Source organism: Brevundimonas sp. MEB006b, from assembly GCF_030209705.1.
GTDB lineage: Bacteria > Pseudomonadota > Alphaproteobacteria > Caulobacterales > Caulobacteraceae > Brevundimonas.
This window is the reverse complement of the sequence record NZ_JARVRL010000005.1, coordinates 555,986-576,114: the sequence shown is the minus strand read 5'-3', so window position 1 is coordinate 576,114 and position 20,129 is coordinate 555,986. Positions and strand designations below refer to the sequence as shown.

General features: G+C 64.9%; 22 protein-coding genes and 2 tRNA genes. 8 read left to right on the top strand and 16 right to left on the bottom strand.

All coding sequences use genetic code 11. The features are described from left to right. Window positions 1-22: 22 nt before the first annotated feature. The gene (locus tag QRN13_RS09275) at window positions 23-1,072 is read right to left on the bottom strand and encodes a LacI family DNA-binding transcriptional regulator (protein WP_284877671.1); all 1,050 of its coding nucleotides are present in this window, start codon (window positions 1,070-1,072) and stop codon (window positions 23-25) included. A gap of 135 nt (window positions 1,073-1,207) precedes the next feature. Here QRN13_RS09275 and QRN13_RS09270 point away from each other — a divergent pair, with 135 nt between their 5' ends. The 3 genes from QRN13_RS09270 (at window position 1,208) to QRN13_RS09260 (ending at window position 4,503) form a co-directional block, all read left to right on the top strand. Further along, a complete protein-coding gene (locus QRN13_RS09270) occupies window positions 1,208-2,044 on the top strand; it encodes a 2-keto-4-pentenoate hydratase (RefSeq protein WP_284877670.1) in 837 nt (278 codons plus the stop codon). Window positions 2,045-2,132: 88 nt separating this feature from the next. Next, window positions 2,133-3,419, top strand: coding sequence for an MFS transporter (locus QRN13_RS09265; protein WP_284877669.1), 1,287 nt, complete (start codon window positions 2,133-2,135; stop codon window positions 3,417-3,419). A 97-nt stretch (window positions 3,420-3,516) separates the two neighbouring features. Beyond that, the gene (locus QRN13_RS09260) at window positions 3,517-4,503 is read left to right on the top strand and encodes an alpha/beta hydrolase (RefSeq protein WP_284877668.1); all 987 of its coding nucleotides are present in this window, start codon (window positions 3,517-3,519) and stop codon (window positions 4,501-4,503) included. Here QRN13_RS09260 and QRN13_RS09255 read toward each other — a convergent pair. From QRN13_RS09255 to QRN13_RS09220, 8 genes are all read right to left on the bottom strand, one after another. Beyond that, a complete protein-coding gene (locus QRN13_RS09255; RefSeq protein WP_502868584.1) occupies window positions 4,500-6,062 on the bottom strand; it encodes a carboxylesterase/lipase family protein in 1,563 nt (520 codons plus the stop codon). The two genes, QRN13_RS09260 and QRN13_RS09255, sit on opposite strands and share 4 nt — an antisense overlap. 168 nt (window positions 6,063-6,230) lie before the next feature. Further along, window positions 6,231-6,320 (bottom strand) — tRNA-Ser (locus QRN13_RS09250). Window positions 6,321-6,407: 87 nt separating this feature from the next. Then, the gene (locus QRN13_RS09245) at window positions 6,408-7,340 is read right to left on the bottom strand and encodes an NUDIX hydrolase (protein WP_284877666.1); all 933 of its coding nucleotides are present in this window, start codon (window positions 7,338-7,340) and stop codon (window positions 6,408-6,410) included. Window positions 7,341-7,344: 4 nt separating this feature from the next. Beyond that, window positions 7,345-7,986 carry a YfbR-like 5'-deoxynucleotidase gene (locus QRN13_RS09240; protein WP_502868583.1) on the bottom strand — a complete coding sequence of 214 codons (642 nt, stop codon included), beginning with the start codon at window positions 7,984-7,986 and terminating at the stop codon, window positions 7,345-7,347. Between the two features lie 94 nt (window positions 7,987-8,080). After that, window positions 8,081-8,884: a methyltransferase type 11 gene (locus tag QRN13_RS09235; RefSeq protein ID WP_165116301.1), complete on the bottom strand. Its 804-nt coding sequence runs from the start codon at window positions 8,882-8,884 to the stop codon at window positions 8,081-8,083. A gap of 73 nt (window positions 8,885-8,957) precedes the next feature. Beyond that, window positions 8,958-9,818: an AAA family ATPase gene (locus QRN13_RS09230; RefSeq protein WP_017505219.1), complete on the bottom strand. Its 861-nt coding sequence runs from the start codon at window positions 9,816-9,818 to the stop codon at window positions 8,958-8,960. Between the two features lie 63 nt (window positions 9,819-9,881). Continuing rightward, the gene (locus QRN13_RS09225; protein ID WP_017505218.1) at window positions 9,882-10,076 is read right to left on the bottom strand and encodes a hypothetical protein; all 195 of its coding nucleotides are present in this window, start codon (window positions 10,074-10,076) and stop codon (window positions 9,882-9,884) included. 12 nt (window positions 10,077-10,088) lie between these two features. Continuing rightward, a complete protein-coding gene (locus QRN13_RS09220; RefSeq protein ID WP_284877665.1) occupies window positions 10,089-10,532 on the bottom strand; it encodes a hypothetical protein in 444 nt (147 codons plus the stop codon). Window positions 10,533-10,688: 156 nt separating this feature from the next. On the opposite strand from QRN13_RS09220, the gene flbT reads away from it, so the two are divergent. Both flbT and flaF read left to right on the top strand, forming a co-directional pair. Beyond that, window positions 10,689-11,111 carry a flagellar biosynthesis repressor FlbT gene (flbT, locus tag QRN13_RS09215; RefSeq protein ID WP_045811316.1) on the top strand — a complete coding sequence of 141 codons (423 nt, stop codon included), beginning with the start codon at window positions 10,689-10,691 and terminating at the stop codon, window positions 11,109-11,111. Then, complete coding sequence (gene flaF / locus QRN13_RS09210) at window positions 11,071-11,436, top strand: flagellar biosynthesis regulator FlaF (protein ID WP_055808591.1); 366 nt, start codon at window positions 11,071-11,073, stop codon at window positions 11,434-11,436. Before flbT ends, flaF begins: the two co-directional genes overlap by 41 nt. 251 nt (window positions 11,437-11,687) lie before the next feature. Here the strand turns inward: flaF and QRN13_RS09205 are convergent, their stop codons facing one another. The 7 genes from QRN13_RS09205 to QRN13_RS09175 form a co-directional block, all read right to left on the bottom strand. After that, the gene (locus tag QRN13_RS09205; protein ID WP_284877664.1) at window positions 11,688-12,452 is read right to left on the bottom strand and encodes an exopolysaccharide biosynthesis protein; all 765 of its coding nucleotides are present in this window, start codon (window positions 12,450-12,452) and stop codon (window positions 11,688-11,690) included. 99 nt (window positions 12,453-12,551) lie between these two features. After that, window positions 12,552-12,737: a DUF3008 family protein gene (locus tag QRN13_RS09200; protein ID WP_284877663.1), complete on the bottom strand. Its 186-nt coding sequence runs from the start codon at window positions 12,735-12,737 to the stop codon at window positions 12,552-12,554. A 30-nt stretch (window positions 12,738-12,767) separates the two neighbouring features. Continuing rightward, a complete protein-coding gene (locus QRN13_RS09195) occupies window positions 12,768-13,937 on the bottom strand; it encodes an isovaleryl-CoA dehydrogenase (RefSeq protein WP_284877662.1) in 1,170 nt (389 codons plus the stop codon). 43 nt (window positions 13,938-13,980) lie between these two features. Further along, on the bottom strand, window positions 13,981-15,135 hold the full coding sequence (locus QRN13_RS09190; RefSeq protein WP_284877661.1) for a lysozyme: 1,155 nt from the start codon (window positions 15,133-15,135) through the stop codon (window positions 13,981-13,983). A 78-nt stretch (window positions 15,136-15,213) separates the two neighbouring features. Then, window positions 15,214-16,632, bottom strand: coding sequence for a magnesium transporter (mgtE, locus tag QRN13_RS09185; RefSeq protein WP_066551775.1), 1,419 nt, complete (start codon window positions 16,630-16,632; stop codon window positions 15,214-15,216). Between the two features lie 65 nt (window positions 16,633-16,697). Beyond that, a tRNA-Leu gene (locus tag QRN13_RS09180) sits at window positions 16,698-16,782 on the bottom strand. An 86-nt stretch (window positions 16,783-16,868) separates the two neighbouring features. Continuing rightward, the gene (locus tag QRN13_RS09175) at window positions 16,869-17,120 is read right to left on the bottom strand and encodes a FliM/FliN family flagellar motor switch protein (RefSeq protein WP_017505209.1); all 252 of its coding nucleotides are present in this window, start codon (window positions 17,118-17,120) and stop codon (window positions 16,869-16,871) included. A 65-nt stretch (window positions 17,121-17,185) separates the two neighbouring features. Between QRN13_RS09175 and lipB the strand changes: the two genes are divergently transcribed. The 3 genes from lipB (at window position 17,186) to msrB (ending at window position 20,082) form a co-directional block, all read left to right on the top strand. Then, entirely contained in the window at window positions 17,186-17,902 is a 717-nt protein-coding gene (lipB, locus tag QRN13_RS09170; RefSeq protein WP_055808602.1) for a lipoyl(octanoyl) transferase LipB, read from the top strand. Between the two features lie 127 nt (window positions 17,903-18,029). Then, window positions 18,030-19,514, top strand: coding sequence for a hypothetical protein (locus QRN13_RS09165; RefSeq protein WP_284877660.1), 1,485 nt, complete (start codon window positions 18,030-18,032; stop codon window positions 19,512-19,514). Window positions 19,515-19,587: 73 nt separating this feature from the next. Next, the gene (msrB, locus tag QRN13_RS09160) at window positions 19,588-20,082 is read left to right on the top strand and encodes a peptide-methionine (R)-S-oxide reductase MsrB (RefSeq protein WP_284877659.1); all 495 of its coding nucleotides are present in this window, start codon (window positions 19,588-19,590) and stop codon (window positions 20,080-20,082) included. Window positions 20,083-20,129: the final 47 nt, after the last annotated feature.

Sequence of the window (20,129 nt, the reverse complement as noted above, 5' to 3'; positions counted from 1 at the left end):
CGATCACGCGCGCCGATCCAACTCAGACTGCCGGGATTGCCGACTTGCGCACCACCAGGGCCGGTCGAACTTCGGGCTGCTGCATCTTGGCCGGATCGACGCCACGCATCGGCGCCAGCAGCTTTTCGGCCGCCATCCGTCCCATGTCGCGGATAGGCAGGCGCACCGAAGTCAGGTTGGGCCAAACCCGCGCCGCCATCGGCAGATCATCGAAGCCGACGACGGACAGGTCGCGCGGCAGCTCAAGGCCGCGATCTCGCGCCGCCTGCATCACCCCGATGGCCATGTCGTCGTTGAGGGTGAAGATCGCGGTTGGCGGCGTTTCCAGCGCCAGGAGGGCGTGTCCCGCCTCCACGCCTGATTCGAACGTATAGGCGCCTTTGAAATCGTAAGCCGGATCCAGCGGGATCCCGCGCTCGGCCAGAGCGTCCAGGAACCCCTTGCCCCGCACGGCCGACGACCGGAACAGGTCCGGCCCGCGCACCAGACCGATTCTTTTGTGTCCCAGGTCGGCCAGATGCGCCGCCGCCTCAGCCGCGCCGAGCCTGTCATTGGTGACCACCATCGCTTGAGGCTCGTCCAACGCTACCGAGGCGATGCGGACATAGGGGCAGTCGAGATCGCGCAGCAGGTCGATGACCTGTTCATCCTCGGACACCGAAGGCGGCATGATGACGCCGTACAGACGTTGGCGCTCGACGAAGCCCCTGATGTCTTCCAGCAGGGTAGGGGAGTTGCGATTGCAAGGATGAACGACCAGTTCCAGGCCGGACCCCTTTAGCGCATCCAACACGCCCTGCTGCATGTTCACGACATAGGTCGGGCTGGGGTTGTCGTAGATCAGACCGACGAGGAACGAACGTCGAAAGGCCAGGCCGCGCGCCTGTGGATCAGGCGTGAACCCCAGAGCCTTGATGACGGCGTTGACCTTTTCGCGCGTGTCTTCCTTGACGAACGGCGACTGATTGATGACCCGCGAGACGGTCTTCTTGGAGACCTGCGCCTCACGGGCGACATCGTTGATGGTTGCCCGCTTGCCCGGCTTGCCGGATCGCGGATCGTCTTGAGCCAAGGTTCGGCTCCTTCCCTATGTGCAGCTTGAAGGCATAGCCGCGACTCGCGGCCGACGCCATGGGGCTCAGTTAAAGCGCATTGACACCGGTTTCCTTCATCGCTCTTATCGCAGCCTATTCACGAGGCGACACCTTTGACTTCGACCCCCTCTCTTGCAAGCCAGGACGACGCGCTGTCGGCCGACCCGGCGGCGATCGCACAGCAGTTCGTCGCCGCGCGTCTGGCGGCGCGCAACACGCCAGGCTATCCGGGCGTGATTCCGCAGAGCATGGCCGAATCCTACGCCATCCAGGACGTCGCCATCGGTTTGTTTCCCGATGAGGTCGTGGGCTGGAAGGTGGGCGGTGTGCCGCTCGAGCAGCAGCCGAAGCTGGGGATCCATCGTCTGGCCGGCGCCATTTTCGCGCGCAATGTCTGGCCGGCGCCCGGCGATACAGTCGTGCCTTTGCCCGAAATCGAGGGCGGGTTTGCAGCGGTGGAAGCCGAGTTCATTGCTCGGATCGGCGCCGACGCCGATCCAGCCAAGACCGACTGGACCATCGAAGACGCGATGGGCGTCGTGGACAAGGTCTTCATCGGCGTCGAGCTGGCTGGCAGTCCGCTTTCGACGATCAACGACCTGGGATCAGCCGTGGTCGCCTCCGATTTCGGCAACAATGGCGGACTGATGATCGGTCCCGAGGTTGAGAACTGGCGCGAGCGCCTGGACGGCATTGAGGTCGAGACGGTGATCAATGGCTCCAGTGTCGGCACGGGCGGGTCGCAGTCCCTGGCCGGCGGCGCGATGGAATCCGTGCGATTTCTGTTTGAACATTGCGCGCGCTGGGGCCGTCCGCTGAAGGCGGGCATGCTGGTTTCGACCGGCGCTGTCACCGGCGTCCACCGTGTCCACGCGGGCGACGAAGCCGTGTGCATCTTCAAGGGTATCGCAGAACTTCACTGTTCGGTCGTCAGGGCCGAAGCCCAGTAACATCATCGGACGCCCACCCCGCCGCCGTTCAGGGACGGAAAAGAGCAGGGACGCGTCGAGGAATATTCAGGAACGGGTTTTCATAACCATGTCAGACGCCTCCGTCGCGCCGCCGATCCAGATCAAGGCGCCATCTCCCGGCAAGTATCGCTGGATCATCATGTGGCTGCTGTTCGCAGCCATGGTCATCAACTACGTCGATCGCCAGATGATCGGCTTCCTCAAGCCGACCTTGTCGGCCGAGTTCGGCTGGTCCGAAACGGACTATGCCGACATCGTCTTCTGGTTCCAGGCGTCCTATGCCGTGGCCTACCTGTTGTGGGGCCGGATCATGGACAAGATCGGCGCGCGCTGGGGGCTGGGGATCGCCTTCGGCATCTGGCAGATCGGTCATATCATGCACGGTGCGGCGCGTGACCTGTCGCACTTCATGATGGCGCGGATGGTGCTGGGCGTCGGTGAGGCGGGCGGCTTCCCCGGCGGCATCAAGGCGGTCGCGGAGTGGTTCCCCAAGAAGGAACGCGCCTTCGCCACGGGGTTGTTCAACGCTGGCACCAATATCGGCGCCATCGTTACCCCCCTGATCGTTCCGGGCCTCGTGCTGGCCTTCGGCTGGCAGATGGCCTTCGTCATCACCGGGGCCTTGGGCCTGATCTGGCTGCCTATCTGGCTGCTGATCTATCGCCGCCCGCGCGAACAGAAGAAGCTGTCTGCGACCGAACTGGCCTACATCGAGCAGGACCCGGCCGACGTCGTGGAAAAGGTGAAATGGACCAAACTGCTGACGGTCAAGGAAACCTGGGCCTACGCTCTAGGCAAGTTCCTGATTGATCCGATCTGGTGGATGTTCCTGTTCTGGTTGCCGGACTTCCTCGGCAAAACCTATGGGCTAGACCTAAAGACCTTCGGCCCGCCGCTGGTCGCCATCTATCTGCTGTCCGATGTCGGGTCGGTTGGCGGGGGCTGGCTGTCGTCGCGCTTCATGCACAGGGGCATGAGCATCAATAAGGCCCGCAAGATCACCATGTTGATCTGCGCCCTGTGCGCCGTGCCGGTGGCCTTCGCGGCCGAGGCGTCAAACCTTTGGGTCGCGGTCGGCATCATCGGACTGGCGACGGCTGCGCACCAAGGCTTCTCGGCCAATCTCTATGCCCTTCCGGGCGATGTCTTCCCACGCTCGGCGGTGGGATCGGTCGTCGGCATCGGCGGGATGCTGGGCGCCATCGGCGGCATGGCCATGGCCAAATACGCCGGCTACGTCCTGGAGAAGATCGGCACCTATACGCCCATCTTCATCGTGGCGGCTTCGGCCTATCTGATCGCGCTTCTGGTCATTCACCTGATTACGCCGAAATACGAACTGGCCAAGGTCTGACGAACGACTGAGTGGCTAAGCACCGCGACGTCATCAAGGATTGCGGCCGGGCGAGCGATCGTCCGGCCGTCGTCTTTTTCAGGAAGAGAGAACCGCGATGGATGTGCAACGCAGGACGCTTTTAGGTCTGGCGATGGGGGCCGTGGTTGGCGCATCCGGGGCGAGGGCGCAGACAGTGGCGGACGGCGGCCGCGTCGCCCCGCCGGACCCAACCGAGATCATCCGCCTATGGCCCGACGGCGCGCCGGGTGGGCGGGGTGTGACCGTCACGCCGGTCGTGCCAGAGCGGTCGACCGATCCCGCCTTCCACGACCGTTACGCCCAGTACACGACCGATCCGATCCTGACCGTCTTTCGCCCCGAGCGGCCAAACGGTTCGGCGATGCTCCTCATACCCGGCGGCGGCTATCGCTGGGCTGTGCTGGACAAGGAAGGGTATGACGTTGCGCGCGTTTTCGCGGCCAGCGGCACGACCTGTTTCGTCCTGCGTTATCGCCTGCCGGCTGACGGCTGGGCGGCCGGGGCCGACGCACCCCTTCAGGACGCCCAGCGTGCGATCCGGCTGATACGCAGCCGCGCCGCCGACTATGCTGTCGATCGGCAAAAGATCGCCGTACTGGGCGCCTCGGCCGGCGGTCATCTGGCGGGGTTGGCCAGTGTCCGGACGGACCCGACCTATGAACCGGTCGACGCCGCCGACAGCGCATCCTTGCGACCAGATTTGACCGTTTTAATGTATCCGGTCGCGACCATGGCGGACCCGTACGTCCACGCCGGATCGCGGACGCACCTGCTGGGCGAGACGCCTTCGGCCGAGCGGATCGCGGCCTATTCTCTTGAGCAGATGGGGTGGCGGAATGCGGCTCCCGTCTTCTTGCTGCACGCCATGGACGACACGTCCGTGCCGGTCGAGAACAGCCTGCAACTGCTGACCACGCTCAAATCCGCCGCCGTCCCGTCTGAGGCGCATCTGTTCCAGGAAGGCGGCCACGGATTCGGCGTCCGCCTGATCCAGGGCAAGCCCGCCCAGGTCTGGCCCGATCTGGTGCGCGCCTGGGCCGTCAGGCTGGATTTCCCGCTCTAGGTTCCCGGCTGGATATAGGGAATGGCCGAGAAGAAGGCCCGCTCGTCGCCGCGCGGGTCGTCGACCATGCGCGGCTGGATATCCATCAACATCGTCTGTCGGCGAGGCAGCTCATAGCGGTCCCAGCGCGGCAGTCCGGCATGGTTGGGATCGCCGTCGCGGGCCAGGGCGATGAAGGCGTCGCTCATCCGGTCCGACATGATTTGCGCATCCGGCCCACGCGTCCGTGAGCCTGTCGCCTCTACATTGTCGAACACCAGCGGGATGTCGGCGGTATGGAAGGCGCCCTTGCGACCCGAGGCCAACTCTCCAGGGAAGTCGAGTTGATAGACCCAGGCGGGTGCGCCGGCCTTGGCCCGCTCTTCAGCCTCGATCACCGCGCCGCGCCAGGACCGGCCCGCTGTCGTCGCGGCGATCAGCACCTGGTCGGGCGACCATTCAGGATGCATGGCGCGATAGCCGGCGATCACGGCTTCGGGCGTGATGTCGATTCGCATGACGCCGGGCGACAGTCGCGTCTTCAAGGTCTCCCACGTCAGGCCGACATTCTTGGGATCGTTGCCCATGAAGCCCAAGGTCTCTTCGCGGGTATTGCCGATGATCATGGGGATCGACTGGCCCAGCGGCGCCGCGTCGGGATAGAAGGGGTGGCGGGGCAGGGTGCGGAAATCCAGCACCGGCCCGAAATACAGGCCGCCGAAGCCCAGAATCGGGTCCTCGGCGCTCTGCGCTTCGAGCAGCCGCTCGACCGGCATCGTCGCCGCTTCGGCCGCCCGATCCGGCGTCAGGCCCAGAGCCTTCAGCCATGTCGTGGCTCGCGTCGTGGCGTTGATTGGCCCGGACGCCGTCACCTGCTGACCACTCATGGTCGCGGCGCGATGGAACAGACCTTGCGCCGCCGGCGTCGCCATCAAGGTGGCGATCTTGGCGCCCCCGCCGGACTGACCGAACAGCATCACCCTCGACGGATCGCCGCCGAACGCCGCAATGTTGTCTCGTACCCACTGCAGCGCCAGGACCAGATCCAGCTGGCCGACGTTGCCCGAATCTTCGAACCCCGGCGCCAGTCGCGCCAGATAGGCATAACCGAAGACATTCAGCCGGTGGTTCAGCGTCACCACCACGACATCGCCGCGCGCCGCCAAACGCGTGCCGTCATACAGCGGGTCCGATCCCGATCCGCTCGAATAGGCGCCGCCGTGGATATAGACCATCACCGGTCGCCGACCCGCGTCGGTCCTTGGCGTCCAGACGTTTAGGAACAGGCAGTCTTCGCCTTGATTCGGCTCATCGCCGCGCTGCGGACTGGCCGCGCCGTAGGTTGTTGCACGAACCGGGTCGCGCCAAGGCGTCGGCTTCTCCGGCGGCTGAAACCGTCGCGTCGGCGCTCCGTATCGCACGCCCTTAAAGACGCTGATCCCGTCCTGTCTTAGACCGATGACCGGTCCTGCGGTGGTCATCACGCGATTTGGCGCCGTCGCCGCAAGAACACCAGAGGGCGCCAAAAGCACACCTGCGGTCGCCAAGCTGCTCAGCAGCGCCTTACGTCGCGTGATCATCGATCGTCGCCCATCTGATATCCGACGAAAGCGATCCTGACACCGGTATCATATTCATTCAATGCGGAATGACAGCGAGGCCGAGATGCACGTGCAGCGGGCCGTAGATAAAGGCCGAAACCTCGGTTCAAGAATGTTGGAACTTGGGTCAGACCCCAGTCAGGCCGATGGCGGAGAGGGTGGGATTCGAACCCACGGTACCCTTCCAGGCACGCCGCATTTCGAGTGCGGTACATTCGACCACTCTGCCACCTCTCCGCGGCGCCGATATCGCTTGGTCGAGCGAGGGGCTTCTCTAGTCGGAGCCGCAGCGCTTCGCAACCCGTCTGTGAAAGAAATCCGACGCTATCTTTGCGCGGGCAAAGACAGGCCCGGCGCGGCGCCGGTCTGGGCGTCCACGCCCTTGAATCGAAACAGTTCGGCGGGTCGGCCGCCCGTGGTGGAAGAGAGCTGTCCGGTGGGTTCGACCAGTCCTGTGCGCTCCACGCCGCGCCGAAAATTCTGCTTGTGCAGGCTCAGGCCCGAGACGGCCTCGGCGCCCGCCTGGAGTTGGGACAGGGTGAAGACGCCAGGCGTCAGATCGAACAGTACCGGGCGGTACTTCAGCTTGCTGCGCAGACGGCCAAGCGCCGTCGCCAAGATGCGCCGGTGATCGGAGGACATGATGCGTCCCGGCATGGGCTGCGTGGGTGACAGGTCGGCGTCGCGCCAGGCCTCGGCGACCAGACGCGCTTCGTAGAGCAGTTCATAGCGCTCCAGGACCCGCTCCTCGTTCCAGCGGTGATCGGGCGTCAGGGCAAACAGGGCGCGGGCACGGGCTAGGCGGTGCTCGTCGCCATCGGCCCAGGCGTGCAGGCCTTCCGTGATTCGCGCATCGTGACCGCCGCGCCGATCTTCCCAGGGAAAGAACTCGAACACGGCGTCCCAGCGGGCGTCGTGGGTCTGGCCTTCCGCGGCGTCGGGCGTCAGGGCCAGATAGCCGACGGAGACCTCTCTGTGCCGGCCAGGGCCGGGCGTCGCACGGGGAGAGGCGCGGCCAGCGTCGCCGAAGGTATAGAGCTGTTCGACGAAGCCAAGCCGAAACCCGGTCTGGTCCGTCACGAAGTCTCGCAAAGCGCGTTCGAAGGTGCGGTCGCGCACGGGATCGAACGGTCCGAAGGGCAGGGCGCGCGAACCGTCCTCGGTCGGGGTCGTCAGGACGACGGCCTGTCGGTCTCTCAAGGTCATCACGACCGCCGACAGACCGATGCGAACGCCATCCTCCGCCCCCTGGGTCATCATGTTATTCCGTGTGCCAGGCGTCGTCGGTGGGGATCAGACCGACAGCGCCAGCCAGGACGCGGTAGCGTTCCAGATATCGGGCCTGCGCGACCGGGGCGGGCTGAGGCTCGATCGTCAGGCTGTAACCCTCAGGCGGGCTGCCGAAGAAGCCCAGCGATTCCTTTTCGGTGAAACCCGCCAACTGAGTCGCCTCGAAGAAGGCGCAGGCCTTGTCGGCCTTCTTGATCAGCGTCTTGATCGTTTGAGGCGTCTTGGGCGGCAGGCCGTAGCGCAGATGGATCGCGGCTTCCAGCTTGGCCTCAAAGTCCTTGTAACCGGCCCCGAGCGCCGCCTTGAACGGCGAGATCATGTCGCCGATGACGTATTCCGAGGCGTCATGCAGCAGGGCGGCCAGACGCCACTTCGGATCCAGGCCGGGCTTGATGTGGGCCGCGATCTCTTCAACCACGCAGGAGTGCTGGGCGACCGAAAAGGCGTGCTCGCCGATGGTCTGACCGTTCCAGCGGGCGACGCGCGCCAGGCCGTGGGCGATGTCCTCAATCTCGATGTCGAACGGCGACGGGTCCAGCAAATCCAGGCGACGACCGGACAGCATGCGCTGCCAGGCGCGGGGGGCGTTCTTCTTGGTGGGGCGCTCGGCCAAATCGCGTGTCCTGATCGCTTGTCGGCTGGTCAGGTGACGCAAAGACACGCCGGGATCAAGCGGGAGGGACCAGACGGCGCAGGAAATCGCCGCGTCAGCGCCCGACGTTCAGTGTGACCAGTTCCTTGGCGTCGTCGAAAATGCCGTCGTTTCGGCGATCCTTGGACCTGACCACGGCGATGACGATCGGACCGCCGCTGGGCCCGCGCGCCTCGAAGCCGACCTGGCGCCAGCCCGCATCGCCGGGCTGATCGTCAGCCAGGATATAGGTCATGCGCGTCGCCGCGCCCGGCGCACGGGTGCGCACGCGCGTGGAGTTGTCGTTGGCGTCCACGCTGACCATCGAGGTTTCGGTGCGGACGTTTTGTCCGTCCTTGGATTGGATGTTGATGCCGCCGATGCGGACGCTGGCATTATCGCCCTGGGTCTCGATCTTCAGGCCCGGCAGGCGGACTGAGGCGTCCTCGCCGCGCGTCTTTATGTCGACCCCAGGCGCCTGGACGGAAGTCGTATCGCCTGCCTCGATCGATGGCGGAGGCGGCGGCGCATCGCCTGCGCCCGGGGCCAAGCGCGCGACCGTATGGGGCAGATCGGCGCTGGCGCGCGCTTCGAAGTCCCGCAGGACGTCATCGACGGAGCGACCGTCCAGCTTGACCAGATGCAGCACGACGTCGGCGCCCTTGGGGCCGCCATAGACGCAGTTTGCGCCGCCCGCCGCCGCCAGGCCCTTTCGCGTCAGGACGCCAAGATTGTCCGGGCATTGCAGGGCGTCGATCACCTTTAATACGCCTGCGCCCTGATCGTCGCTGGACGAGGTGGTGGTGATGCGGACCGAGTTGTCGCCATCGCAGGCGGCCAGGCTGGCGCTGAGGGCTAGATAAAGCAGGACATGACGCATGGTCGAACCTCTCTTGGCCCCCATTCTGCGCGCTGCGGCCGCGCGATCCAGTGAAATCGCAGTAATCACAGGGTCAGCCGCCGGGGCGCGAGCCTTCGCGGCGGTTCAGGAACGCCAGGCGTTCGAACAGATGCACGTCCTGCTCGTTCTTCAGCAGCGCGCCATGCAGCGGCGGGATGAGCTTGTTCGGCGTCTTTTCGCGCAGGGTCTCGGCGTCGATATCCTCGACCAGCAGCAGCTTCAGCCAATCCAGAAGCTCCGAGGTTGACGGCTTTTTCTTCAGGCCCGGCGTGTCGCGGATTTCGTAGAAGGTCTTCAACGCCTCGGAAACCAGGCGCGGTTTGATGCCGGGGAAGTGCACGTCGACGATGGCCGACAGGGTCTCGGCGTCGGGGAAGCGAATGAAGTGGAAGAAGCAGCGGCGCAGGAAGGCGTCAGGCAGTTCTTTTTCATTGTTGGAGGTGATGATCACGATGGGACGAACTTCGGCGCGGATCGTCTCGTCCGTTTCCTGAACGTAGAACTCCATCCGATCCAGTTCCTGCAGCAGGTCGTTGGGAAACTCGATGTCGGCCTTGTCGATCTCGTCGATCAGCAGGACGGGGCGGGCGGGGGCGGTGAAGGCCTCCCACAACTTGCCCTTCTTCAGATAGTTACGGACGTCATGGACGCGTTCCTCGCCCAACTGGCTGTCGCGCAGCCGGCTGACGGCGTCGTATTCATACAGGCCGTTATGGGCCTTGGTCGTGGATTTAACGTGCCAGGTGATCAGGGGCGCGTCGAAGGCCTTGGCGATCTCATAGGCCAGGACCGTCTTGCCTGTGCCAGGCTCGCCCTTGATCAGCAGGGGACGCTCCAGTGCGACCGCAGCGTTCACCGCGACCTTGAGGTCGCTCGTCGCGATATAACGGTCCGTGCCTTCGAAACGGCTCATAGAAAAACCCACTCCATGTTTCCACGAAGTGGGTTAGCGGATCGCCTGCGTCGTGAACAGCGATCAGGTGATGCGCTTGGCCGAGACCGGATCACTGGCGGGGAAGGTCTCTTCCAGGCCTTCATCGACCAGAGCTTCCTGGCGGCTGTCGGACTTGTCGATTTTGTCGAGTTGGTCCGGCACGCCGTCCTGCGAGGTCGTGCGCTTGGCGTGCGGGGCGTCGGGCGACGCGTCGTGACGGGCTTTGTCGTCGGTCATGTCATTGTCTCCTTATCGCGCCGGAGCGTCTTGATCGCCGTCCGGGCCGTATCCCAGATCCGTGATGTCGTCATCCGAGAGCCGTTTCGCCTCCCAGTGGGCGGCGCTGGCCTGTGCGCCGCGTTCGTTTTCCATCAGGCCCGAATAGACGAGCTCGACTTCGTCTGGTGCTGACGCAGGCCCGCCTTCGGCGTCGATCTGATCGCGGTTTTCGCCATCGACGCCCAACAGGGCATCGGCTTCGCGTTCGATGCCGTCGAGAGCTAACTGGTCGTCGAGATCGACCTCGGCGTCTTCGTCGAAATCCTCTTCGTCGGCGTCGCCATCGGCCTGGGTCACGTCCAGCACCTGGTCGGCTTCATCCAGCAGAAATTCGCCGTCGCCCTCGTCGTCCAGATGGGTTTCGTCGAACGTCTCAGACTGTTCCTGATCGTCCTGATAGTCGTTGTCCGGCATGGTCGTCTCCTCTTCGACAAGCCAACGCAACGGCGACGATACGCGTTCCAGCGGATCGATCTCACAAGGGATGGTTAACTGATGCCGGGGTAGAGTCTGATTCACTCGGAGCTGTCGTGCGCGACCGGCTCGACCACGACTGGAGTACGGTCCTCAATGGCCTTGAAGCTGTCGCTGAAACCCGGCGAGAAGTTCGTTCTGAATGGCGCCGTGGTCCAGAACGGCGATCGTCGCGGCGTGCTGATCCTCCAAAACCGCGCCAGCGTTCTGCGCGAGAAGGACATCATGCAGGCCGAGGACGTCACCACGCCCGCACGCCGCATCTATTTCCCGATCATGATGATGTATCTGGACGAGAGTTCGGCGTCGAAGTTCTTCGACGAACTCGCTCTGCGGATCACCGAATTCATGGGCGCGACGCAGAACCCGGACATCCTGGCCGAATGCGTCTCGGCCTCGCGTCATGTGCTGGCGCGCGAATACTATAAGGCCCTGATGTCGGCGCGTAAGATTGTCGAGTATGAAGAGAGAGTGCTGAATGTCGCTTCAGGCCTACACAGCGGCGACAGCGAGGGCTGAGAGCCCGCGCGACCTGGAGTACCGTCTGTTCGGTCAGGTCACGCGCGCTCTGGTTCACGCCTCGACCGTCGACGAGTCCGACATCGCCACACGTATCGACGCGCTGGACTGGAATCGGCGCCTCTGGTCGACGCTGGCCGGCGAGTGCAGCGATGCAGGCAACGCTCTGGGCGCTCCGATGCGTGCTCAGATCATTTCCCTGAGCCTGTTCATCAATCGCCATTCCTCGGCGATCATGCGAGGTGAAGAGAGCTTTCAGGATCTGATCGACATCAATCGCATGATCATGCAGGGCCTGTCCGGCGGGGCGTCGCCGACGCAGTAGATAAGCGCGCGTTCACGAAAGCGCGAAGCCCATTGGCGCAAGGCGTTGAGCCGTCTTATGTTTCACCTCCCTGTTCAACAGTCGAAAGGAGGTGATCCAGTGTCTCATTGTCATCAATCGCGAGCGGCGACCGCGACCCTGGCCCTCGGAGAGGGTCTGGTCTGAGCCTTTCAGACTGAGTTGCGGCCGGACCGTTCGCGGTCAGGCAATGAAGGGTCGTCGGGGAAACCCGGCGGCCCTTTTTGTCGCCGTCAGTGCAGCAGTTTGGCGAACCAGCCGGTCACGTGCTGGGCCACCTCGACCACCGTCGCCCAGATCAGGAACAGATAGAGAGCGCTGGCTGCGGTGGCGACGACGCCGAGCAGGATGGCGACACCGTCGCGCTGCATCATGCCCAAGGCGAACAGAACCAGGGCGATGCCGGGCAGGGCGTCTCCAAACGGGATGGGCAAGGCCATGATCAGAGCCAACACCACGCAGACCAAGCCTGTGAAGGTGTCGGCGACATCGCCGGTCAGCAGCGGCAGGCGAGGGCGGGTCAAGCGTTCGATGGCGCGGACCATCTTCAGGACGCTCAGGCCATTCGGGCGTCTGCGAACGGCGCGCCTCACGCCGTCGGAAAAGATGTAGCGGCGCCCGGCGATCCGCACCTTTGCCGACAGCACCCAGCGACGCAGCCAGGCCGGGGCTGCGAACGGAGTGGCGATCAAGGAATTATAGGCGGCGCGGGACACCGAGGCCTTCAACATCCAGCGCGGCAGCCAGACACTCTGTCTCTGGAAGGCCAGTTCCAGGGACATCAAAATGATCGGTACGGCGAAGACCGCCTTGCCGCCGGGCGGCCAGGGCAAGAGCGCCAGCAGCGACAGGATCAGAATCATGGCCCCAAAGCCGCGCTCGCCGAACGACGCCACCAGTTCAGCCATGGTCAGCTTGGGTTCTGGGGCGTGGCCGAGGTCTTCAAGGACGTCGGAAAACCGCCGCAGGTCGTCGTTCGGAGGCGGTTGGGCGGGCATCAGGCGGGGCGCTCGGCTGGAGATTGCGCCCATCTAGGCGGTCGGCGCGTGGATCGCCACTTACAGAACGGACAGGCGATCAGATAAATCGACTGTGTCTCAGTCCTGCACGTGCTCGGGTTTGCCCTTGCGCGTGGTTTCGGCAAGGTCTTCCAGCTGCTTTTCCGTCATGGACTCGACCATGGACTTGGACGCGCCCTTCAGCTTTGACTTCGGCGTGTCCCCGCGCTTGGCCGACAGGGCGGCGCCGGCGGCCTTTTGCTGAGCGGCGGATTTGGCGGGCATGGTCTGTCTCCCTTGTGCGGAGACAAGCCGTCAGCCGCCCAGCAGTTCCCGTCCGATCAGGAAGCGGCGAATCTCGTTGGTGCCGGCGCCGATGTCATAGAGTTTGGCGTCGCGGACCAGTCGTTCAACCGGCCATTCCTTGGTGTAGCCGGCGCCGCCCAAGGCCTGAACGGCCTCCATCGTGACCTTCACCGCATTTTCGGACGCCAGCAGGATCGCACCCGCCGCGTCGTAGCGCGTTGTCAGGCCAGCGTCGCAGGCCTTGGCGACCGAATAGACATAGGCGCGGGCGCTGTTCAGGGCGACGTACATGTCGGCGATCTTGCCCTGCATCAACTGGAACGAGCCGATCGGCTTGCCGAACTGCTTGCGGTCGCGGACGTAGGGCAGGACCACGTCCAGCGCCGCCTGCATGATGCCGAGCGGACCGGCGGCCAGAACGGCGCGCTCATAGTCCAGGCCGCTCATCAGCACGCCGGCGCCGCCGCCCAGCGGACCCATGATGTTGTCTTCGGGCACTTCGCAGTCCTCGAACACCAGTTCGGCGGTGTCCGAGCCGCGCATGCCCATCTTGTCCAGCTTCTTGGAGACGCTGAAACCCTTCATGCCCTTTTCGATCAAGAAGGCGGTGCAACCCTTTGATCCTGCGTCCGGATCCGTCTTGGCATATACGACGAGGGTGTCTGCGTGGGGGGCATTGGTGATCCAGAATTTGGTGCCGTTCAGGACATAGTGATCGCCCTTCTTTTCGGCACGAGTGCGCATCGACATGACGTCGGAGCCCGATCCGGCCTCGGACATGGCCAGCGAGCCGACATGCTCGCCGCTGATCAGCTTGGGCAGATATTTCTGCTTCTGCTCGGCCGTGCCCCAGCGCCGGATTTGATTGACGCACAGGTTGGAGTGGGCGCCGTAGCTCAGGCCGATCGAGGCCGAGGCGCGCGACACTTCCTCCATCGCCACGACATGTTCGAGATAGCCCAGGCCAAGGCCGCCGAACTCTTCCTCGACGGTGATTCCGTGCAGGCCCAGTTCGCCCATCTCGGGCCAGAGCTCGCGTTTGAACTCGTTCTTTTCGTCGATCTCGGCGGCCAGCGGCGCCAGGCGATCGGCGGCCCAGCGGGCGGTGGTGTCGCGGATGGCGTCGGCGTTATCGCCAAGGCCGAATTCCATGGATTGGGGCGCGAAGGGAATGCTCATGCGCTAGGGCGTAGCATCGCGCACGGCTGTTCGCCAAGCGTTGTCAGACGCGGTCGGCCCGTCCCCAGCGACGATAGAGATTATAGCCCGACACGCCGATGCAGGCGGCGGCGACCAGGATCAGGACCCAGGCGACCGTGGCGGTGTCGCTGCTGTTCGATATTGACGCGCGGCGAAAGGCGGCCATGGCGACGCCGAGGCACAGGGCGCCTAGGCCGCCCATGATGACGAAGGTCAGGGTTTCCCCCAGGCCCGAGCGCCGCCTGGCCCGAGCGCGGGCCACGACCTCACGCGTGCTCAGCACGTCTTCGCTGGATGCCGTGTCACCCTCGATGGCCGGTGCGGCGGCGCTGTCGCCGGACGTGGCTTCGGCCAGTCCCGGCGCGGTCAGCACCACGCTGGTCTTTTGCGCATCGGCGAAGCCCGACGGCGTCTCAGGCTGTTTGGCCTCAACCGGGGCGTGGATGTCGTTGGCCGCGATGATCGACGCAGCGACAGACACGGTCTCCGACTGCCCGGTCAACGGCACGACGTCCGGGACCGGGCCGACAGCCGTCGCGGCATAGGTGTTGTGCGGCTGAGGTGCGGTGGTCGCAGAGATGGCTTGAGCCAGCACCATGCCGTCCTGGGCCGGGAAGGGGGCGACGGCCTCATCCAGGGCGCCGTCGACGGCGGGCAGGGCCGGCTCGTCCGTCTCGAAAGGAGACGGCAGGGGCGCGGCCAAAAGGTCCGCCAAGGTGACCGGCGCGCCGGGTGCGGCGTTGAACAGCGCGTGTTCAGCCGAACGACGGCGGGTTGGGGTCTCGGCTGCGGCTTCATCGGCCCAGGCGCTCATGGAGGCGGACGCCTGACGCGCAGACCCCGCGTTCAATTGCTTGACCACGTCGGAGGCGGCGAACCTGTCCGCGCCGATAGAAAAAGCGAAACTGGCCAGGGCGTCGAACTGATGCTGGTTGAGGGGAACGCGGACATGATCGGTCACGGCCTTCACGACCGGGATCAGGTCGTACTGCATTAGCAGTTCGGCCTCGGCCTCGGACACCCTCGCGCCCTCGCGAGCCGACCGGGTGTGGCCATAGCCGATGACCCATCGACCGTCGCTGCGCTGCATGGCCCGAGGCCGGAAGCCTTCGAAACTCTTGATCAGCAGGACGCCCTCGCGGGACACCTTGCTGGGTTTGGGGAGGACGTCAGACACAGTTGACCCAATTGGAAACAGGCGCGCGGCGCTCGCACCGCTCCCAGCAAGGGCCGCGCCGGATCATCCGCGTCGTGTTTAGAGCAGCACCAGTGTGGCCAGACCAAGGAAGATCAGGAAGCCGAAGAAGTCGGTGGTCGCCGTTACGAACACGGCCGACGACACGGCCGGGTCGAACTTCAGCTTGGACAGGGTCAGGGGCGTCAGGACCCCGATCGAAGCGGCGACCAACAAGTTCAGGATCATGGCCGCGCCGATCACAAGGCCGATCTTCCAGTCTTCGTCCCGGAACCAGAAGCCGGCCGCGATGCCGATCAGGGGGGCCAGGATCAGGCCGTTGGCCAGGCCGACCATCATCTCGCGCCAGAAGGTGCGCGGGGCGTTCGAACTGTTCAGCTCGCGCGTCGCCAGGGCGCGTACGGTCACGGTCAGGGCCTGGGTGCCGGCGTTGCCGCCGATGGCCGAGACGATTGGCATCAGGACGGCGAGGGCGACGATCTGCTGGATGGTGGCCTCGAACAGGCCGATGACACTGGCGCCCAGCGCCGCCGTCGCCAGATTTATCGCCAGCCAGGGCACGCGACCGCGCACGATCTCGGGCACGGACGAACCGCGGTCCTCATCGGCGACACCGGCCAGACGCAGAATGTCCTCGCGGTTTTCTTCCTGAATGATGTTGACGATGTCATCGACGGTGATCTGACCGACCAGCCGACCGGCCGCGTCCACGACGGGCGCCGAGATCAGGTGGTATTTCTCGAAGATGTAGGCGACTTCTTCCTGATCCTGATCGACGGCGATCTCGTTGATCGGCTCCATCAGATCGGTCAGGGCGACGGTTCGGGCGGCGCGTAGAAGACCGCTGATCGGCACGCCGCCGACCGGACGGTTCAGCGGATCGACGACATAGATGTCGAAGAAAAGCTCGGGCAGGTCGTCGCCCTGTTTGCGGATGTGGTCGATGGTGTCGCCCACGCTCCAGAACTGGGGCGCGGCCATCACCTCGCGCTGCATCAGGCGGCCGGCGGACTCTTCCGCATAGCCCAGGCTGCTTTCGATGGCGGCGCGATCGACTTCGGGCATGGCGGCCAGAACGCGTTCGCGCTGGTCGTCTTCCAGGTCTTCGACGACGGCGGCGGCGTCGTCGGAATCCAGTTCCTGCAGCGCCTCGGCCAGGGTGCCGTGCGGGACCCGCTCCAGCACCTCTTCGCGGATATTGTCGTCGAGCTCGGGCAGGGTCTCGGCCAGAAGCTCGGGCGGCAACCACAGCACGACGACGGCGCGGTGTTCCGCCGTCAGAAAGCCCATCAGGTCAGCGACGTCGGCCGGGTGCAGGTCTTCCAGCAGCGAGCGCAGCCGCATCCCGTCGCCGTCGTCGGCGGCGTCCACGACTTTCTCGACGAATTGAGGGGTGAGGACATAGTCCTCGTCCAGGGCGGCGTGGTCTTCGTTATCGAGCGTCTCGTCTGGAGCAAAGGCGGTGTCCGTGGTGCTCACGTGGTCGCCTCCCTTGGTAGAATGTCCAGCCGTACTTAGCCGATGAATCGCCCTGTTTAGCCAGATGGTGCGGTCGAGAAGACTCGAACTTCCACGGGTTGCCCCACAGCGACCTCAACGCTGCGCGTCTACCAATTCCGCCACGACCGCTCGCATCGGAGCGGCGGCGAATAGACGAAGCCGTTGGAAAAGGAAAGGGCGAAATGAACGACGCAAAGACGTCGCGGATCAAAGCCTCAGGCCGACCCGGCCATGAAGTCGTACACGTCCGCCTGGCGGGTGACGGTGATGGCGATACGGTCGTCTCGGATCTCGATTTCGCCGCGCGCGACCGGATAGTTGTTGGCTAGGATCCAGACCTCGTCGCCCTCTGCGGCGTCCAGGGGAATCACCGCGCCGCGACCCATGCGCAGCAGTTGCGACATCGGCAGCACCGAGCGACCCAGCACCACTGAGATTTCGACATCGACGGCGTTGATCTGGGTCACGTAAAGCTCTCTTCACTGGAGGGCCGTCTCTTGCAGAAACGCCCTGGCGACCACATTGAAGCGTCATGCTTGCTGAGCCGTTAAGCCCGTCCCTTCAGAAACTGCGTCTCGACGATGGCCGACCGGTCGAATGGGCCGTGTCGAAAGGCTACGTCGACTATACGGCCGCGGAGGCTTTCATGGAGGCGCGCGTCGCCGCCATTGCGGCCGGCGAGGCGAATGAGATGGTCTGGTTGCTCGAGCATCCGCCGCTCTACACGGCCGGCGTCTCGGCCAAGGACGACGACCTTCTGGATGCCGGCCGGTTTCCAGTGCATCGCACGGGGCGAGGTGGACAGTTCACCTATCACGGGCCGGGGCAGCGCGTGGCCTATGTGATGCTGGACCTGAACCGGCGCGGCAAGGACGTCCGGTGTTTCGTGCGCGGGCTGGAGCTGTGGCTGATCGGCGCCCTGGATACGTTCGGCGTAAAGGCCGACATCCGGCCGGGGCGCGTGGGCGTGTGGGTCGAGCGCAAGGGGGCGGGCTGGTCGCGCGAGGACAAGATCGCCGCCATCGGCGTCAAGGTCCGCAAATGGGTCAGCTTCCACGGCATCAGTCTGAACGTGGAGCCGGATCTGGATCATTTTGGCGGCATCGTCCCCTGCGGCATTCAGGAACACGGCGTCACCAGCCTGGTCGATCTCGGCGTTCTGGCGACGATGGATGAGGCGGATGAGGCCTTGAGGCGCAGCTTCGATCGGATCTTCGGCGCGGCGGTCGAGGCGCCGGCGCCGCTTTGATGCGCGCCGCATCGCCGCAGCCCATGTGACAATCGGGCGAAATCCCGCGCGGCGGGGTTGGCAAGCGCCGGACGCATGGGGTTTAACCTTTCCCACGAGCTTGAAATCAAAGGCCGCAGGAAACTCCATGAACCGAATGATCGCCGCCGCATCGGCCGCCGTTCTGTCGCTGACCGTCGTCGCCGGCGCCGCTGTCGCACAGGATTTTCGCGCTCTGGCGCAGCAAGACCTCCAAGCCGCGCATGACGCCCTGGCCGCCAACCACCCCGCCGCCGTGATTCCCGGCGCGCCCAGCGAAGCGTTTCGCAGCTGGATCGATGCCGGCCTGACCGATGCGCAAGGCAAGGTGGGACGCGTGAACAGCGGCGACAGCCACGCGTATCTGATGCGCTACTACGCCAACGGCTTCCGCGATTCGAACATCGCGATTCGCCCGACCTACGAAGGCCTCGGCCCCTTCTTCGCGACCAGCTGGCCGGGCGTGACCACGGCGTGGCGCAACGGCGAATATGTCGTCTCCTATGTGAAGCCCGGCGTTCGCAACGTACCGCCGCTCGGCGCGACCCTGGTCAAATGCGGCGACAAGACCGCCGCGCAGTTGGCCGAAGAGCGGCTGGACCGATGGGAAGGCGACCTGACGACGGAAGCCGGACGTGTCCGCACCGCCCCCTATCTGCTGTGGAACCGCAATAACCCGTTCACCGGCGGCGTTCCGTCGCTGTGCACCTTCAAGGTCGGGCGTCGCGATCGTGACTTCCAGATGCAGCCCCAGCCGGCCGACGCCGCCAGCCTGGAAGCCGCCTATCGCGCCACCGTCTATACGCCGGGCGCCAATCCGTTGTCGGTCGAGACGGTTGACGGCCGTCCGTGGATCAACGTTCACACCCTGGCTGACGACGCCGGATGGGACGCCTTCTACACCGCAGTCGAAGCCCAGCTGCCCGCCATTCGCGGCGCGCAGGGTCTGGTCATCGATCTGCGCGGCGCAAACGGCGCTTCGCTGAATGCGACGGGCAAGGGCTATGGCCTGGCCAACCGCATCTGGACGCCGGAGTTCACCGTCAGCCGTCAGCCTGAAGCCGGCTCGATCACCTACCGCGCCACGCCCGCGAACCGTCAGTGGTTCGCCGACACCCTGGCGCGCATGCAGGCCGATCCGCGCTTCGTCGCCGAATCCGGCCCGGTGATCGAACAGACCCAGGCCATCGTCGCCGCCTTCGATTCGGCCCTTGCCGCCAATCAGCCGACCTTCACCATGCCGGGCCGTCCTTCGGTGGCGGACACGGGCGCAGCAAACCCTGTGGCGGGTCCGGTTGTGGTCTTGGTCGATAGCGGCTGCACTAGCGGGTGCTTGGATACGCTGGACCTGCTGACGCGCCTGCCGAACGTGCGCCTGGCCGGATCAGTCACAGCCGAGGACTCGATCTTCATCGAGCCGACTGTGCTGCGCCTGCCTTCGAACTATGCCGAGCTGACCTATGGTCATAAGGCCTGGACGACGCGTCAGCGCGGCAACGATGCGCCCTTCACCCCGGCGCAGGGCCTTGCCTATACCGGCTCTGCGACGGACGAAGCGGCCGTGCGCGCCTGGGTGGGCACGCTGTTCCAATAAGGAACGGTCGGTCGAATGAACCAGGGGCGGGCAGGGGGTGGAACCCTTGGCCCGCCCTTCTTATTTGCAGTCCATGACCGATCTCGCCCAAACCTCCGAATCCCTCCGTTCGCCGTCGGGCTATGACCTGACCCCGCCGAACGCCGAAGAACGCGCCCGGCTTGAAGCCGGTCTGAACCCTGAAGAAAAGCGCGTCCTGCTGTCCCATGGCACGGAGGCCCCCTTCTGCGGCACTCTGCTGGGTGAGAAGCGGGCCGGCGTCTTCTGCTGCCGAGAATGCGGATTGCCGTTGTTCAAGAGCGGAACCAAGTTCGAAAGCGGCACCGGCTGGCCCAGCTTCACCCAGCCGGTCGATGAAGCGCACGTCCATGCAATCCGCGACACCAGCTACGGCATGATCCGGATCGAGACCCAATGCGCCAGGTGCGGCAGCCACCAGGGTCACGTCTTCCCCGACGGCCCGCCGCCCACCGGAAACCGCTATTGCATCAACTCGGTCGCGCTCAGTTTCGTAGCTGAGGGCGAGCCTCTGCCGGACCCCCTCAACCGCAGCGACGGCATCGCCTGACCTTGGCCTCAATCGCTGTGCTAGGATGATGTCGAATGGAGGTGGCC